The sequence below is a fragment of the Paracoccus laeviglucosivorans genome (assembly GCF_900182695.1).
Classification (GTDB): domain Bacteria; phylum Pseudomonadota; class Alphaproteobacteria; order Rhodobacterales; family Rhodobacteraceae; genus Paracoccus; species Paracoccus laeviglucosivorans.
Map to the genome: position 1 here is coordinate 21,324 of NZ_FXTK01000004.1, position 13,902 is coordinate 35,225.

At 62.6% G+C, this 13,902-nt stretch carries 15 protein-coding genes; 4 read left to right on the plus strand and 11 right to left on the minus strand.

Annotated features, from left to right (window positions below; genetic code table 11):
- Positions 1-301: 301 nt before the first annotated feature.
- The 4 genes from recG to sciP all read right to left on the minus strand — a co-directional run bounded on the left by recG (position 302) and on the right by sciP (position 5,987).
- Positions 302-2,407, minus strand: coding sequence for an ATP-dependent DNA helicase RecG (recG, locus tag FN835_RS05675; protein WP_142662246.1), 2,106 nt, complete (start codon positions 2,405-2,407; stop codon positions 302-304).
- Positions 2,386-4,809, minus strand: a complete 2,424-nt coding sequence (gene ligA / locus FN835_RS05680; protein WP_185958597.1) for an NAD-dependent DNA ligase LigA — start codon at positions 4,807-4,809, stop codon at positions 2,386-2,388. The genes recG and ligA overlap by 22 nt, the downstream gene beginning before the upstream one ends.
- Positions 4,810-4,904: 95 nt before the next feature.
- Positions 4,905-5,621, minus strand: a complete 717-nt coding sequence (gene ctrA, locus FN835_RS05685; RefSeq protein WP_142662248.1) for a response regulator transcription factor CtrA — start codon at positions 5,619-5,621, stop codon at positions 4,905-4,907.
- 90 nt (positions 5,622-5,711) lie between these two features.
- Positions 5,712-5,987, minus strand: a complete 276-nt coding sequence (gene sciP, locus FN835_RS05690) for a CtrA inhibitor SciP (RefSeq protein WP_142662544.1) — start codon at positions 5,985-5,987, stop codon at positions 5,712-5,714.
- A 168-nt stretch (positions 5,988-6,155) separates the two neighbouring features.
- On the opposite strand from sciP, the gene mnmA reads away from it, so the two are divergent.
- A complete protein-coding gene (gene mnmA, locus FN835_RS05695) occupies positions 6,156-7,325 on the plus strand; it encodes a tRNA 2-thiouridine(34) synthase MnmA (RefSeq protein WP_425467454.1) in 1,170 nt (389 codons plus the stop codon).
- Here mnmA and FN835_RS05700 read toward each other — a convergent pair.
- Positions 7,305-7,715 carry a SufE family protein gene (locus FN835_RS05700; protein WP_142662249.1) on the minus strand — a complete coding sequence of 137 codons (411 nt, stop codon included), beginning with the start codon at positions 7,713-7,715 and terminating at the stop codon, positions 7,305-7,307. The two genes, mnmA and FN835_RS05700, sit on opposite strands and share 21 nt — an antisense overlap.
- 126 nt (positions 7,716-7,841) lie before the next feature.
- Between FN835_RS05700 and FN835_RS05705 the strand changes: the two genes are divergently transcribed.
- On the plus strand, positions 7,842-8,348 hold the full coding sequence (locus FN835_RS05705; protein WP_142662250.1) for a hypothetical protein: 507 nt from the start codon (positions 7,842-7,844) through the stop codon (positions 8,346-8,348).
- Positions 8,349-8,418: 70 nt separating this feature from the next.
- Here the strand turns inward: FN835_RS05705 and FN835_RS05710 are convergent, their stop codons facing one another.
- The 4 genes from FN835_RS05710 to miaB all read right to left on the minus strand — a co-directional run bounded on the left by FN835_RS05710 (position 8,419) and on the right by miaB (position 11,252).
- Positions 8,419-8,967 (minus strand): GNAT family N-acetyltransferase, encoded by a 549-nt coding sequence (locus FN835_RS05710; protein WP_185958598.1) that lies wholly within the window; start codon positions 8,965-8,967, stop codon positions 8,419-8,421.
- A 108-nt stretch (positions 8,968-9,075) separates the two neighbouring features.
- Entirely contained in the window at positions 9,076-9,348 is a 273-nt protein-coding gene (gene rpmA / locus FN835_RS05715) for a 50S ribosomal protein L27 (protein ID WP_142662251.1), read from the minus strand.
- 12 nt (positions 9,349-9,360) lie between these two features.
- A complete protein-coding gene (gene rplU / locus FN835_RS05720) occupies positions 9,361-9,744 on the minus strand; it encodes a 50S ribosomal protein L21 (RefSeq protein ID WP_142662252.1) in 384 nt (127 codons plus the stop codon).
- A gap of 179 nt (positions 9,745-9,923) precedes the next feature.
- Entirely contained in the window at positions 9,924-11,252 is a 1,329-nt protein-coding gene (gene miaB / locus FN835_RS05725; RefSeq protein ID WP_142662253.1) for a tRNA (N6-isopentenyl adenosine(37)-C2)-methylthiotransferase MiaB, read from the minus strand.
- Positions 11,253-11,318: 66 nt separating this feature from the next.
- Here miaB and FN835_RS05730 point away from each other — a divergent pair, with 66 nt between their 5' ends.
- Entirely contained in the window at positions 11,319-11,648 is a 330-nt protein-coding gene (locus FN835_RS05730) for a TfoX/Sxy family protein (protein WP_142662547.1), read from the plus strand.
- Here FN835_RS05730 and FN835_RS05735 read toward each other — a convergent pair.
- Positions 11,636-12,073, minus strand: coding sequence for a DUF2380 domain-containing protein (locus tag FN835_RS05735; protein ID WP_142662254.1), 438 nt, complete (start codon positions 12,071-12,073; stop codon positions 11,636-11,638). The genes FN835_RS05730 and FN835_RS05735 overlap by 13 nt on opposite strands.
- A 166-nt stretch (positions 12,074-12,239) precedes the next feature.
- Here FN835_RS05735 and FN835_RS05740 point away from each other — a divergent pair, with 166 nt between their 5' ends.
- Positions 12,240-13,601 carry an aminotransferase gene (locus tag FN835_RS05740; protein WP_142662255.1) on the plus strand — a complete coding sequence of 454 codons (1,362 nt, stop codon included), beginning with the start codon at positions 12,240-12,242 and terminating at the stop codon, positions 13,599-13,601.
- A gap of 15 nt (positions 13,602-13,616) precedes the next feature.
- Here the strand turns inward: FN835_RS05740 and FN835_RS05745 are convergent, their stop codons facing one another.
- On the minus strand, positions 13,617-13,886 hold the full coding sequence (locus FN835_RS05745) for a DUF3572 domain-containing protein (RefSeq protein ID WP_142662256.1): 270 nt from the start codon (positions 13,884-13,886) through the stop codon (positions 13,617-13,619).
- Positions 13,887-13,902 lie beyond the last annotated feature (16 nt).

Sequence of the window (13,902 nt, forward strand, 5' to 3'; positions counted from 1 at the left end):
GGGACGGTCACGGCTTACCAGGCGATAAAGCCGCCAAAGCGCGGGGCAGGGAAAATTCAAGAAATCAGGGCTTCACGCCGCAGTCAGGATCGGTGTGACCGCAGGCATGGAAAACAGGATGATGGCCGTCACCGAAATCGCAACGACGCCCACCAGATCGGCCAGAGTTTCGCGAGTCATGTCAGTCTCCACGGTTTGTTTATCCTTTGTTCTCATCGCGAGCCGATTCTGTAAAGAACTTTTTAGGAACATTTGCTGAAAACTTAACGCGGCGCGTTCTTCTGCAACGCGGAACAAAAGTTCAACCGGCCGAGATCAGGCGGATCGCGCGGTCCTGTTCCATCAGCCACAACAGCAGACGGACCGCATGGCCCCGCTCGCTTTCCATCGCTGGATCGCGCTCAAGAAATGCCTGCGCGTCCTTCCGGGCCAGCGCCATCAATCCCGCCTGCCGTTCCAGATCGGCGATGCGGAAACGCGGCAGACCGGATTGCGCCGTTCCGATCACGTCGCCCGCGCCGCGCATGGCCAGATCCTCCTCCGAGATGCGGAAGCCATCTTCCGTCTCGCGCAGGATCCCCAGACGCCGTCGCCCGGTCTCCGACAGCGGTTCGTGATACATCAGCAGACAGCTCGACGACGCCTTGCCGCGCCCGACCCGCCCCCGCAATTGATGCAGCTGCGCAAGACCAAAACTTTCCGCCCGTTCGATGACGATGATCGTCGCTTCGGGCACGTCCACGCCCACCTCGATCACCGTGGTCGCGACCAGAATACGCGCCTCACCGCTGGCAAAGGCGGACATGGCGGCATCACGTTCCTCGGCCGGCATCTGGCCATGAACCATGCGAACATCGGCTCCGAACCGGGCGCGCAGCGCCTTGAACCGCTCTTCGGCGGCGGTCAGGTCCACCGCCTCGCTTTCCTCAACCAGCGGACAGACCCAATAGGCGCGCGCGCCACCCTCCAATGCGCGGGCCAGACCGTCAACGACCTCGGCCAGCCGCTGGTCCGAGATCACGGTCGTTCTGATCGGCTGCCGTCCGGCAGGCTTTTCGTCCAGCACCGACAGGTCCATGTCACCAAACTGCGCCAACGCAAGCGAGCGTGGAATCGGTGTCGCGGTCATCACCAGCATGTCGGGCGGCAGGTGGTTGCCCTTGGTTCCCAGCTCCATCCGCTGGTTCACGCCAAAGCGGTGCTGCTCATCGATGATCGCCAGCCGCAGGTCGTGAAATTCGACCGTTTTCTGGATCACGGCATGGGTGCCCACCAGAATATCGATCCGCCCCTCGGCCAGATCGGTCAGTATATTGGCGCGGGCATCGCCCTTGTCGCGCCCGGTCAGCGCCTCAAGCCGAATGCCTGCAAGCCGCGCCAAGGGCTCAAGCGCACGGAAATGCTGACGGGCAAGGATTTCGGTTGGCGCCATCAGCACACCCTGCCCACCCGCCTCGACCGCGACCAGCAGCGACATAAAGGCGACCAGCGTCTTGCCCGCGCCCACATCGCCCTGAAGCAGCCGGTTCATGCGGCGCGGCGCGGCCATATCGCCGGCGATTTCCGCCACGGCGCGCCGCTGCGCCCCGGTCGGCGGCCACGGCAGACCCGCCAGAACCTTGTCACGCAGGCGGTCGTCGCCCTGCGTCTGTATGCCCGCCTGCCTGCGCCGGTCACGCCGCAACAGCGCCAAGGTCATCTGATGCGCGAACAATTCATCATAGGCCAGCCGTGCCCGCGCCGGATCGGTGGGCGAAAGGTTGGCCACCCCCTGCGGCGCATGGGCCTGCGCCAAAGCATCGGCAAATGCGGGCCAGCCTTCGCGCTGCAGGACGGAAGGATCGATCCACTCGGCCATCTCGGGCAGGCGCGTCATCGCCGCCCGCGCAGCTTTCTGGACCACGCCCTGCGTCAACCGACCCGAAAGCGGATAGACCGGCTCAAACTCGGGCAAAGGCGGCGCTTGCTCGGGCGCCACGTGGTCGGGATGGACCATCTGTGCCGTGCCATCGAAAAGCTCGATCTTGCCCGAGATGACGCGGCGCGCACTCACGGGTAACTGCGCCTCGATCCACTCTTTCCGGGCGTGAAAGAACACCAGCTGCAGGTCCGATTTCCCGTCGCTGCAATAGACGCGCCAAGGCCGACCCTTGCCGGTCGGCGGTTGATGGCGCTCGACAGTCAGCGTTATCGTGACGATTTCAGGCGGCTGCGCCTCGGCCAGACGCGCGATGGGACGGCGGCGAATGCCCGAATGCGGCAGGGTCAGGACAAGATCACGGGGACGGCTCACGCCCATCTGCGCGAACGCTTCGGCGGCTTTCGGGCCGATGCCGGGCAGCGTTTCCAGCCCCGCGAACAGGGGGAAAAGCGCGGGAGGGCGACCTATTGCGCGATCGCCAGCCATTCGTCCTCAGAAATCACCTTGATCCCCAATTCTGCCGCTTTTTTTGCCTTGGATCCTGCACCCGGCCCCGCAATCAGCAGATCCGTCTTGGCCGAAACCGAACCCGCGACATGGGCCCCCAACGCCTCGGCCCGCGCCTTGGCTTCGGCCCGCGTCATCTTTTCCAGCGTGCCGGTAAAGACCAGCGTTTTCCCGGTGATCTGGCTGTCCGTCGCACGTTTCTCGGGCGGCAGGATTTTGGTCAGGGCAGCCGTCAGACGGTCGATGGCCTGACGTTCGCGCGGATTTTCGAACGCATCGGACAGCGACATCGCCAGAACCGGACCGATACCATCGGCAGCTATCAGATCCGCCCATGCGGCCTGCGCGGCTGCAGGAATTTCGGCCTTGGCCAGTGCCGCAGCCCGCGCCTCGCTTATCCGGGGGCGGCGGTTTTCGGCAGCAGCCCTTTTGCGTTCCTCCAGGACGGCCAGATCAGCTACGCGATGCGCCTCGGCCGCGGGATGGGCTGCATCAAGTGCCGCGACCAACGGATCCCAACCACCGTAATGGCGGGCCAGATCATTCGCCGCCACCTCGCCCACATGGCGGATACCAAGCGAGAAAAGCAGGCGTCCCATGGATATTTCGCGCTTGCGTTCGATCGCCTGAAACAGATTGCGCGTGCTGGTTTCGCCCCATCCCTTGATCTCGGCCAAGGGTTTTGCGGACAGCCGCTCCAATTCCTTCGGCAGATTGCCGGACGCGAGGCTAAGCGGATCGACGCCCGATTGCGTCATCAATTCGCGATAGGCGTCGGCGATTTCTTCGCCCCGTTCGGTCCAATGCGCACCCAGAAAATCTTTGGCACGTGCGGCCAGCATCTTGCGACCTTCCGCATCGCGTTTCTCAAGGTCGAATATGTCGGCAGGCTGTGCGATCCAATTCAGCCGGTGGAACAACTCGACCTGCTTCGCGCCCAGTCCCTCGATATCGAATGCGGCACGCGAAACGAAGTGACGCAGCTTTTCGACGGCCTGCGCGGGGCAGATCAGCCCACCGGTGCAACGCCGGACCGAGTCCCCCTCCTCGCGGATCGCGGGAGAGCCGCATTCCGGGCAGGTTGCCGGAAAATGATAGGGCGCGCTGTCCACGGGCCGCTTGTTCAGATCCACCTCGGCGACCTTGGGGATCACATCGCCCGCACGATAGATTTCGACCCAATCGCCGATGCGAATATCCTTGCCACCGCGGATTTCGTGCCCATCGGCCCCGCGTCCGGCGATATAATCTTCATTGTGCAGCGTTGCATTTGACACGACCACACCGCCCACCGTCACCGGCGCAAGCCGCGCGACCGGGCTAAGCGCGCCCGTGCGCCCGACCTGAATGTCGATCGCCTCAAGCCGGGTCCATGCACGTTCTGCCGGAAATTTATGCGCCAAAGCCCAACGCGGCGTGGTGGACCGCATTCCCAACCGCGACTGCCAGCCCAGATCGTTGACCTTGTAGACGACGCCGTCGATGTCATAGCCCAAGGTCGCGCGCTTCTGTTCAATACCGGCCCAAACGGCGATCATCTCCTCGACCGATTTGCACAGTTTCATCAGCGGGTTCACCTGAAACCCCAGATCCGCCATACGCATCACGGCACCCATCTGTGTATCGGCCAAAGGCGCGCTGACCTCCCCCCAGGCATAGGCGAAAAAGCGCAGCGGGCGTGCCGCCGTTACCGCCGGATCAAGCTGGCGCAATGACCCAGCCGCCGCATTGCGCGGATTGGCAAAGACGCGGCCCGTATCAGATTGGTTAAGTTTTTCGAAATCCTCATGCGACATGTAGCATTCGCCGCGAATTTCCACGATTTTCGGCACATTATCGCCCGCCAGACGCTGAGGGATGTCGGCAATCGTGCGGGCATTGGCCGTCACATTTTCGCCCACCGCGCCATCGCCACGGGTCGATGCCAGCACAAGCTCACCACCCTCGTAACGCAGAGACAGCGACAGGCCGTCGATCTTGGGTTCTGCCGTCACATCAAGCGCTTGATCGCCTAGGCTTAAGAACAAGCGAACGCGCTGGACAAAGGCCGTGACGTCATCATCGTCAAACGCATTTTCCAGCGACAGCATCGGCAAACGATGCGCAACCTTGGCAAAGCGGCTGTCAGGTGCCGCCCCAACCTTGGAGGTGGGGCTGTCCAGCGGCTGAAGTTCGGGGAACCGCGCTTCGATTGCGGCAAGGCGCAGCTTTCTGGCGTCATATTCTGCGTCGGAAATAAACGGCGCATCGTCAGTGTGATAGGCTTGGTTGGCACGCTGCAATTCATCGGCAAGCGCCGCAACCTCATCGGCGGCCTGCGCGGCGTCCAATTCCTCGACCGGCAACGCACCTTTGGGCTGATCGCTGTTTTCCTGGGCCATATGCGTCTCCGCCATCTTCTGGCCCGGTCAAGGGGCCGATCTTCCGGGCCAGAGTGATAGCGGCGGACGCGCGCCCTTGTCCAGCGGTCAGCGCGTCAGGCGCGCAGTGCCATGCGTTCCGCGCTTTGCCCATCGACGACCGGATCGCGCAAAACATAGCCGCGCCCCCAGACCGTTTCGATGTGACTTTCACCATTCAGAACTGCCGCCAGTTTCTTGCGCAGCTTACAGACGAAAACGTCGATGATCTTCAGTTCGGGTTCATCCATGCCGCCATAAAGATGGTTCAGGAACATCTCTTTGGTCAGCGTGGTTCCCTTGCGCAGGCTGAGCAGCTCCAGAATCTGGTATTCCTTGCCGGTAAGATTGACCGCGCGCCCCGCCACCTCGACCGAACGGGCGTCAAGGTTCACGATCATGTCGCCGGTGCGGATGACCGATTGGCTGTGACCTTTGGACCGTCGAATGATCGCCTGAATGCGGGCAACCAGTTCGTCGCGGTTAAAGGGCTTGGTCATGTAGTCATCCGCCCCGAAGCCAAAGCCCTTCAGCTTGCTTTCAGTGTCATCCGAACCCGTCAGGATAAGAATAGGGGTATCGACGCGCGACATACGGATCTGGCGCAGCACTTCCATCCCGTGCATGTCGGGAAGGTCCAGATCCAGCAGGATCAGATCGTAATCATATAGCTTGGCAAGATCGATGCCTTCTTCGCCCATATCCGTTCGGTAGGTGTTGTAATTCGCATGGTTCAGCATCAGTTCGATGCTGCGCGCGGTTGTCGGATCATCCTCGACAAGAAGGATTCGCATGTTGATAGCCCCTGATTGACGGTCACGCGCATTGGTCACACGGAATAGTTAATATCACGTTACTGGCTTGTGATGGATAGACAAAACAATTCAAAGTTGTCTAAATTTCTGAAGCTTCGTGATTTTCAAAGCATTGCTGCCGTGACGCGCAAAGGCACTTGTCCATGCCTCAAATTCCTCTTCGCTGAGGTCATAACGGGCAATTGCGTCCTCGCGGGCCAGAAGGCCATGCTGGACCGCTGCCACCACCATCGCCTTGCGCCGCGCAACCCAACGCACCCCTGCGGGCGGCAGATCGGCCAGCGTAAGGATCGTTCCATCGGGCAGCATGGCCGTACGCGGGCCTGTGGTCTTTTTCAGAAACATGGGCGAAATCCTGTCTTTCTTGGCCCTGTTCTGCCCAAAACTTCTTAATTCACCGTGAAACGTGACCGCTTTCACCGGGTCCTGCCCTTGAGAATTCCGCATTTTTTCTTATAAATGTAATGAACTCCGGCGGGGCCCATGGCCCGCAGGCAGCACCAAGGACGATCCATGACAGCCCCGACCTCTATCCTGCGCGATGAAGCGCGCGACATGCCATTGAATTCGCTGGGTTTTGCGAAACCTCCGGCGCAGACACGCGTGGTCGTGGCCATGTCGGGCGGTGTGGACAGTTCGGTTGTGGCCGCGATGCTGGCCGCCGAAGGTTATGACGTCATCGGCGTGACCTTGCAGCTTTACGATCACGGCGCGGCTTTGGCCAAAAAAGGCGCTTGCTGCGCGGGTCAGGACATCCATGACGCGCGCCGCGTGGCGGAACGGATCGGTTTTCCGCACTATGTCCTTGATTACGAAAACAAGTTCCGTGAATCCGTGATCGAGGAATTCGCCGACGCCTATCTGGCGGGCGCGACCCCCGTCCCCTGCATCCGCTGCAATGAGCGCGTGAAGTTCCGCGATCTGCTGCAAACCGCACGCGAACTGGATGCCGACTGCATGGCGACAGGTCATTACATCCGCCGTTTCGAAGGTGCGGCGGGGCCTGAACTGCACATGGCTGCCGACGCGAACCGCGATCAAAGCTATTTCCTGTTCTCGACCACGGATGAGCAGTTGGATTTCCTGCGCTTTCCGCTGGGCGGGCTGCAAAGCAAGGCCGAAACCCGTGAGCTGGCGCAGAAATTCGGCCTTGCCGTGGCGGACAAGCCCGACAGTCAGGACATCTGCTTCGTGCCGAACGGCAACTATGCCAGCGTGATCGAAAAGCTGCGTCCCGGTGCGGCCGATCCCGGCGAGATCGTGGATATGGACGGCAACGTGCTGGGCCAGCATCGCGGCGTCATCCATTACACCATCGGCCAGCGGCGCGGTCTGGGCATCGGCGGCCTTGGCGATCCGCTGTTCGTCGTGCGGCTGGAGCCGGACACGCGCCGCGTGGTCGTTGGCCCGAAACAGGCGCTGGCGACCCGCATCGTGCCGGTGACCGAGGTGAACTGGCTGGGCGATGAGCCCTTCGAAGGCGAGATCGCGATCACCGCGCGCATCCGCTCGACCCGTCCGCCGCGCCCGGCGATCCTGCGCCCGACCGGCCCTAACCGCGCCGAAATCGAGCTTCTGGATGCCGAGGAGGGCGTCAGTCCGGGTCAGGCCTGCGTGTTCTACGCGACCGAAGGGACGCGGGTTCTGGGCGGCGGCTGGATTTCACACCGCCGCGGCAGCTAACAGGCGGATACGTTCCACCATCGCGCGCAACCCGTTCGAGCGTTGGGCCGACAGATGCTCCTCCAGCCCCAGCCGGCGCAGCTCGGCGGGGGCGTCGATCGCGCTGACCTGCCCGACCGGCACACCGGAATAAAGCGCGTGCAAAATGGCGATCAGACCGCGCACGATCAGGGCATCGCTTTCCCCGTCAAAGTCGAAAACCCCACCCTCGATCCGCGGCATGATCCAGACCTGACTGGCGCAACCGTCCACCTTGGTCGCGGGCACCTGCAGCGCGGGATCAAGCGGCGGCATCGCCTTGCCCAGTTCGATGACATGGCGATAACGCTCCTCCCAGTCCTCAAGGAAATCGAAGGTTTCGGCGATCTCTTCAAAGGCGGGCGTGGCCATCGGGGCATCCTTTCGCAGCGGGCGTCCTGCCATAGCGCGCGCCGCGCATAAGGTCAAAGAGGCTTTCGCGCCCCGGCGCTTTGCCTTATCAACGGGCGGGACAAGGACAGGGACAGGACGGCGGACATGCGCTTCAGAACATTGGGCTATATCTGCGTTGCGGCGCTGGTGCTGGCCGGATGCGGACGCTTTGGCAGCGATAGCGGCCTGAACCCGATGCGCTGGTTCGGCGGCAATGAACCGCCGCCGACGCTGGAGCCGGAAGGCGGCTACCAGGCCGTCGCGCAAGACCTGCGCTCGCCCCTGGCGCAAGTCACCGGCGCGCGGTGGGAACCGCTTTACGAAGGCCGCATGCTGGTCGTGACCGGCCTGCCCGCGACCAAAGGCTGGTGGGATGTCGCGCTGGTGACCGAGGTTGCCATGCCCAGCGGACGTATTCGCCCCGATGAAAACGGAGTGCTGCGGCTGCGGCTGGTCGGCAACCCGCCCGATCCCAGCAGCGCGACGGCGCGTCTTGCAGTCAATCCGGCCAGCGATACCGTGACCGTCGCCATGACCCTGTCGCATGAGGCGCTGGCAGGTCTGACCCAAGTGGTCATCACCGGCGGCAATGCCGTGACGCTACGCCCCTGAAAACGACACAACCGCAAACAAAAAGGGCGCCGAACGGGGCGCCCTTTGTCATTCGGGATTGTCGCGACCCTCAGGCCATCTTGCGCAGATAGGTCCAGGTGGACACGCGGGAATTGCGCGCGACCGACCAGCTTTCAGCATCGCCCAGATATTCAAAGCCGCAATTGGTCAGCACACGGGCCGAGCCGGGATTGTCCTGAAACGCCTCGGCGAACAGGGTGCGCGAGCCATGCGGGTTCGCTGCGACCAGCGCCTGCACTGCCTCGGTCGCGAAGCCCGTGTTCCAGAAGCCCGCACCGACCCAGAAGCCCAGTTCGGACTGATCGCTTTCCAGCCGGGTCAGGGACACGACGCCCAGCAGCTCGGCCAGCTTGTTCGCAGACCCGTCGATCGCCCAGACGTCTTCGTCCCGCTCAGCGGCCATGGCGCGTTTGACATAGCTGTCGGTCGCGCCCGGCGGCAACGGATGGGGGATGGACCGCGTGCCTTCGGCGACGCGGCGGTCTTCGGTGTAATGGGCAATCAGCCCGGCATCCGATACGCGCAGGGGGCGCAGCACGAAACGTTCGGTCGCGATCACTGCCTGTGCATTCATACCCGGTGCGATCAGGTTATTCATTTTTGTCTCCTCCCACCTACTCGGAAACATATGTGGACGATCTCCGAAATGTCGAAGGGGACCGGCTCGCGCCGATCCCCTTTTTTAACACCGGAGTGTAAAATCGGCTTACTCGGCAGCCTCAAGATTTGCGGGCAGCACGGAAATGAAGGTACGGCCCTTGAGGCCCTTCTTGAAGGTCACGACGCCATCGGTCAGCGCGAACAGCGTGTGGTCGCGGCCCATGCCGACATTTGCACCGGCCCACCAGGTGGTGCCGCGCTGACGGACAAGGATGTTGCCTGCGACAGCCGATTGGCCGCCATACAGTTTCACGCCAAGACGACGACCAGCCGAATCGCGACCGTTGCGGGACGAACCGCCTGCTTTTTTATGTGCCATGGGTCAGTCTCCTCAGTTGGCGGTTTCGGTGTGGGCTTCGCGGCGCGCGATGCGCGAACCAACGGCAGCCTTGACGTCGGACTTGTCGGCGCCGCTTTCCAGCAGGTCGGTGACGCGCAGCAGGGTCAGTTGCTGACGGTGACCACGGGTGCGCTGCGACGAATGCTTCCGGCGGCGTTTCACATAGGTGATGACCTTGTCAGCCTTGATGGTGTCGATGACTTCGGCCTGAACAGCCGCGCCCGAAACCAGCGGCGCACCGATGGTCGAGCCGATCATCAGCACTTCGTTGAACTGCACCTTGTCGCCGGCTTCTGCATCCAGCTTTTCAACGCGCAGCACGTCACCGGATTGAACCCGGTATTGCTTGCCGCCCGTCTTGAGAACTGCGAACATTCGCATCTTCCTTTTCTGCCGCATCCTGTGGCCCCTGCTTGCGCAGGTGTTCCGGGTTAAAACCCGCCTTCGGACAGCGCACCCTTGATCTGGGTGAGATTAAAAATAACGACCGGCAACGAGCGTAGGCCCGGCCGGTCGCAGTCATATGGGGGATTCGCGCCCCAAAGTCAACGAAATTAGGCGATCAGCTCACCCGCCAACGAGTTGGACGAACTGGCCTTGATGCGGACGCGGACCAGATCACCGACCTTGGCATCGGGCGCATCGACAAAGACCGCATGCAGATAATCGGACTTGCCCACCATCTGGCCCGGCAGACGGCCCGGTTTTTCGAACAGCACGCCCATTTCGCGCCCGACCATGCCTTCCTGTGTGGCTTTCTGCTGGCGGGTCAGCAGCGCCTGAAGTTCCTGCAGGCGCGCATCGGCCAGGGCGCTGTCCACCTCGGGGCGGTCATAGGCGGGCGTGCCGGGGCGCGGCGAATACTTGAAGCTATAGGCCATGCCGAAGCCCACTTTTTCCACCAGATCCAGCGTATCGCGGTGGTCCTGGTCGGTCTCGCCCGGAAAGCCCACGATAAAATCGCTGGTCATCACGATGTCGGGACGCGCATCGCGGATGCGGTCGATCAGGCGCAGGTAATGCTCGGCGGTATGCTTGCGGTTCATCGCCTTGAGAATGCGGTCACTGCCCGATTGCACCGGCAGATGCAGATATGGCATCAGCTTGGGTTCGGCCCGATGCGCCTCGATCAGGTCATCGGCCATGTCATTGGGATGGCTGGTCGTATATCGGATGCGGTCCAGCCCGTCGATTTCGGCAATCGCGCGGATCAGGCGGCCAAAGCCCCATTCGCCGCCCTGCCCCTCGCCGTGCCAACCGTTGACGTTCTGGCCCAGCAACGTGATTTCGCGCACGCCGCGCGCCACCAGATCGCGGGCCTCGGCCAGAATGCGCGACACCGGACGGCTGACCTCGGCCCCGCGGGTATAGGGCACGACGCAAAAGGCGCAGAACTTGTCGCAACCTTCCTGCACCGTCAGGAACGCGGCAGGCGCGCGACGGGTGGCGGGCGATTTCGGCAGATGCTCGAACTTGTCTTCGGCGGGAAATTCCGTGTCCACGCCCCGGCCCGCACGCGCCATGGCAGGCAGGCGGTGATAGGCCTGTGGCCCCACGACCAGATCGACGATGGGCATCCGGCGCTGGATCTCTTCGCCCTCGGCCTGTGCGACGCAACCCGCGACGCCGATCTTCAGATCGGGCCGTTCGGCTTTCAGCGGCTTCAGGCGGCCAAGGTCGGAATACAGCTTTTCGGCCGCCTTTTCGCGGATGTGGCAGGTGTTCAGCAGCACCATATCGGCTTCGGACTGGTCTTCGGTCAGGACATAGCCTTCGGCGCCCATGGCCTCGGCCATGCGCTGACTGTCATAGACGTTCATCTGGCAGCCATAGGTCTTGATGAAAAGCTTCTTTGCTGCCTGCGATGTGGCTTGGTCGGTCATACCGTGCTGTCCTTGAGGTTCCGGCGCTGATACAGGAATTGTGCTGAGTTGAAAAGTCTGGGCGAGATGACGGACCTGACCACCATCCCCACCATCGGCCCCGCCACCGCCAAGGCGCTGATCGCCGCAGGCGTGCCCGATGCCGAAACGCTGCGCGGCATGGGCGCGCATGAGGCATATCGTGCTTTGCTGGTCGCGGGCGGCAAGCCGCATTTCATCTGGTATTACGTGCTGGAGATGGCCCTGCAGGGTCGCCCCTGGAACGACTGCCGGGGCGAGGAAAAGGCCATGCTGCGACGCCGATTTGATACGCTGGTGGCGGAAACGCGCGGCGCCCCCAGCGGGATAGATGCGGCTTTGCGCGAAATCGGCCTGCTGCCGCCTCAGCGCAGTTGACGGGCCATGAAGCGACCAGCGCGGCGCCACGCCTCGTCATTGTCGCCGCGAAAGTTCAGTTCGCGATGGGTCAGCAGCTTTTCCGCCCGAACATCGACGACGCTGGCAAAGACCTGCAGGATCAGCGTGCTGGATTTCTGCACCACCACGAACAGCCCGCGATCCGCGCCCTGCTGGCGCAGCAGCCCGATCAGACAGTCCTGCGTCTCGCGCGGGCAGGCTTGTGCAACCGCCTCGGGCAAGACCGGCGCGCCGCCCATGTCGCGGGCCAGCGCCTCGGCCATCAGGCCCAGCCGCCGGGCGTGATCGCCGCTTTGGTCCCGCACCTCATGCGAGGTGTCCAGCAGCTTGATCGGCAATACCGCCAAGCCCTCGGCCAGGACCGGGCCGGGTAATAGCGCAAGGATCAGGGCAATTCGGCGCATAGCCCAAGGCTGCGCCCATCGCGGCTGGCAGACAAGCCGGACAAACGTCGCGTCGCCCTGGCATTCCGCCCGCATCGCCCGCTTTTTCCGGCATTCTGCCCCATTGAACGCCCCTGCCCGCCCGGCTAGCTTTCAGATAAATATTCCATAAGCAAAGGGTAAGCCCATGAACAAACCGCAAAGCTGGGAAGCGCGCGCCGAGGAATTTTCCCTTTACGGCTTTACCGACATGCCTTCGGTGCATGAACGCGGCACCGTCGTCGTCACCCATGGCGAAGGCCCCTATGTCGTCGATACCAATGGCCGCCGCTATCTGGATGCCAATTCCGGTCTGTGGAACATGGTCGCCGGTTTCGACCACAAGGGCATGATCGAGGCCGCCAAGACGCAATACGAACGCTTTCCCGGCTATCACGCCTTTTTCGGGCGCATGTCCGACCAGACCGTGATGCTGTCGGAAAAGCTGGTCGAGGTGTCGCCGTTCACCAGCGGCAAGGTGTTCTATACGAATTCGGGTTCCGAGGCGAACGACACCATGGTCAAGATGCTGTGGTTCCTGCACGCCGCAGAAGGCAAGCCGCAGAAACGCAAGATCCTGACGCGCTGGAATGCCTATCACGGCGTCACGGCGGTGTCGGCCTCGATGACCGGCAAGCCCTACAACTCGGTCTTCGGCCTGCCGATGGAAGGCTTCATCCACCTGACCTGCCCGCATTACTGGCGCTTTGGCGAGGAAGGCGAGACCGAAGAACAATTCGTCGCCCGCCTTGCCCGCGAGCTTGAAGAAACCATTCAGCGCGAAGGTGCCGACACCATCGCCGGTTTCTTTGCCGAACCCGTGCAGGGCGCAGGCGGCGTCATCCCGCCCGCCAAGGGTTACTTTCAGGCGATGCTGCCGATCCTGAAGAAATACGACATCCCGATGATCTCGGATGAGGTCATCACCGGCTTTGGCCGCACCGGCAACACCTGGGGCGCGGAAACCTATGACTTCACGCCCGACGCCATCATTTCGTCCAAGAACCTGACGGCGGGCTTTTTCCCGATGGGCGCGGTGATCCTTGGGCCGGAACTTTCGGCCCGTGTCAGCGCCGCCGTCGAAGCGATCGAGGAATTCCCGCATGGCTTCACCGCCTCGGGCCACCCCGTCGGCTGCGCCATCGCGCTGAAAGCCATCGACGTGGTGATGAACGAGGGGCTTGCCCAGAATGTCCGCGACCTTGCCCCCCGGTTTGAGGCCGGGCTGCAACGCCTGGCCCAGAAGCCCAATATCGGCGAATATCGCGGCGTGGGCTTCATGTGGGCGCTGGAGGCGGTCAAGGACAAAGCCACCAAGACGCCTTTCGACGGCAAGCTGTCGGTCAGCGAACGCATCGCCAATACCTGCACCGATCTGGGCCTGATCTGCCGTCCCTTGGGTCAGTCGGTGGTGCTGGCCCCGCCCTTCATCCTGACCGAAAGCCAGATGGACGAGATGTTCGAAAAGCTGGAAACGGCGCTGGACAAGGTTTTCGCTGAAGTGGCCTGAATGATTGGCGGCCCCTTACCAGGGGTCGCCTCCGCCAAGGATCGCGCGGGCCATCTGGACCCGTTCGGGACGGATGCCCGCGTCTGCGGCGAAATCCAGCACGCGCTGATCCTGCTCCAGCAGAAAGTCCAGCACGAATTGCGCGAATTCCGGGCGCTGCGTCATCGCGCGCAGCCCTGCGACGTCGCTGCCCGATTGCGCCAGCAACGCCTCGATCAGGTCGGAATTCCCGGCGATATGGCTGAAACCTGCATCGGCAATATCTCGGGCTTCGTTCGGGGTCATTGCGTCCTCATCATCC

What these genes read in the sequence shown, in the direction of transcription:
- recG (WP_142662246.1), bottom strand. Translation starts at nt 2,407, where the DNA reads ATGGCTGGCGATCGCGCAATAGGTCGCCCTCCCGCGCTTTTCCCCCTG.
- ligA (WP_185958597.1), bottom strand. Translation starts at nt 4,809, where the DNA reads ATGGCCCAGGAAAACAGCGATCAGCCCAAAGGTGCGTTGCCGGTCGAG.
- ctrA (WP_142662248.1), bottom strand. Translation starts at nt 5,621, where the DNA reads ATGCGAATCCTTCTTGTCGAGGATGATCCGACAACCGCGCGCAGCATC.
- sciP (WP_142662544.1), bottom strand. Translation starts at nt 5,987, where the DNA reads ATGTTTCTGAAAAAGACCACAGGCCCGCGTACGGCCATGCTGCCCGAT.
- mnmA (WP_425467454.1), top strand. Translation starts at nt 6,156, where the DNA reads ATGACAGCCCCGACCTCTATCCTGCGCGATGAAGCGCGCGACATGCCA.
- FN835_RS05700 (WP_142662249.1), bottom strand. Translation starts at nt 7,715, where the DNA reads ATGGCCACGCCCGCCTTTGAAGAGATCGCCGAAACCTTCGATTTCCTT.
- FN835_RS05705 (WP_142662250.1), top strand. Translation starts at nt 7,842, where the DNA reads ATGCGCTTCAGAACATTGGGCTATATCTGCGTTGCGGCGCTGGTGCTG.
- FN835_RS05710 (WP_185958598.1), bottom strand. Translation starts at nt 8,967, where the DNA reads ATGAATAACCTGATCGCACCGGGTATGAATGCACAGGCAGTGATCGCG.
- rpmA (WP_142662251.1), bottom strand. Translation starts at nt 9,348, where the DNA reads ATGGCACATAAAAAAGCAGGCGGTTCGTCCCGCAACGGTCGCGATTCG.
- rplU (WP_142662252.1), bottom strand. Translation starts at nt 9,744, where the DNA reads ATGTTCGCAGTTCTCAAGACGGGCGGCAAGCAATACCGGGTTCAATCC.
- miaB (WP_142662253.1), bottom strand. Translation starts at nt 11,252, where the DNA reads ATGACCGACCAAGCCACATCGCAGGCAGCAAAGAAGCTTTTCATCAAG.
- FN835_RS05730 (WP_142662547.1), top strand. Translation starts at nt 11,319, where the DNA reads ATGACGGACCTGACCACCATCCCCACCATCGGCCCCGCCACCGCCAAG.
- FN835_RS05735 (WP_142662254.1), bottom strand. Translation starts at nt 12,073, where the DNA reads ATGCGCCGAATTGCCCTGATCCTTGCGCTATTACCCGGCCCGGTCCTG.
- FN835_RS05740 (WP_142662255.1), top strand. Translation starts at nt 12,240, where the DNA reads ATGAACAAACCGCAAAGCTGGGAAGCGCGCGCCGAGGAATTTTCCCTT.
- FN835_RS05745 (WP_142662256.1), bottom strand. Translation starts at nt 13,886, where the DNA reads ATGACCCCGAACGAAGCCCGAGATATTGCCGATGCAGGTTTCAGCCAT.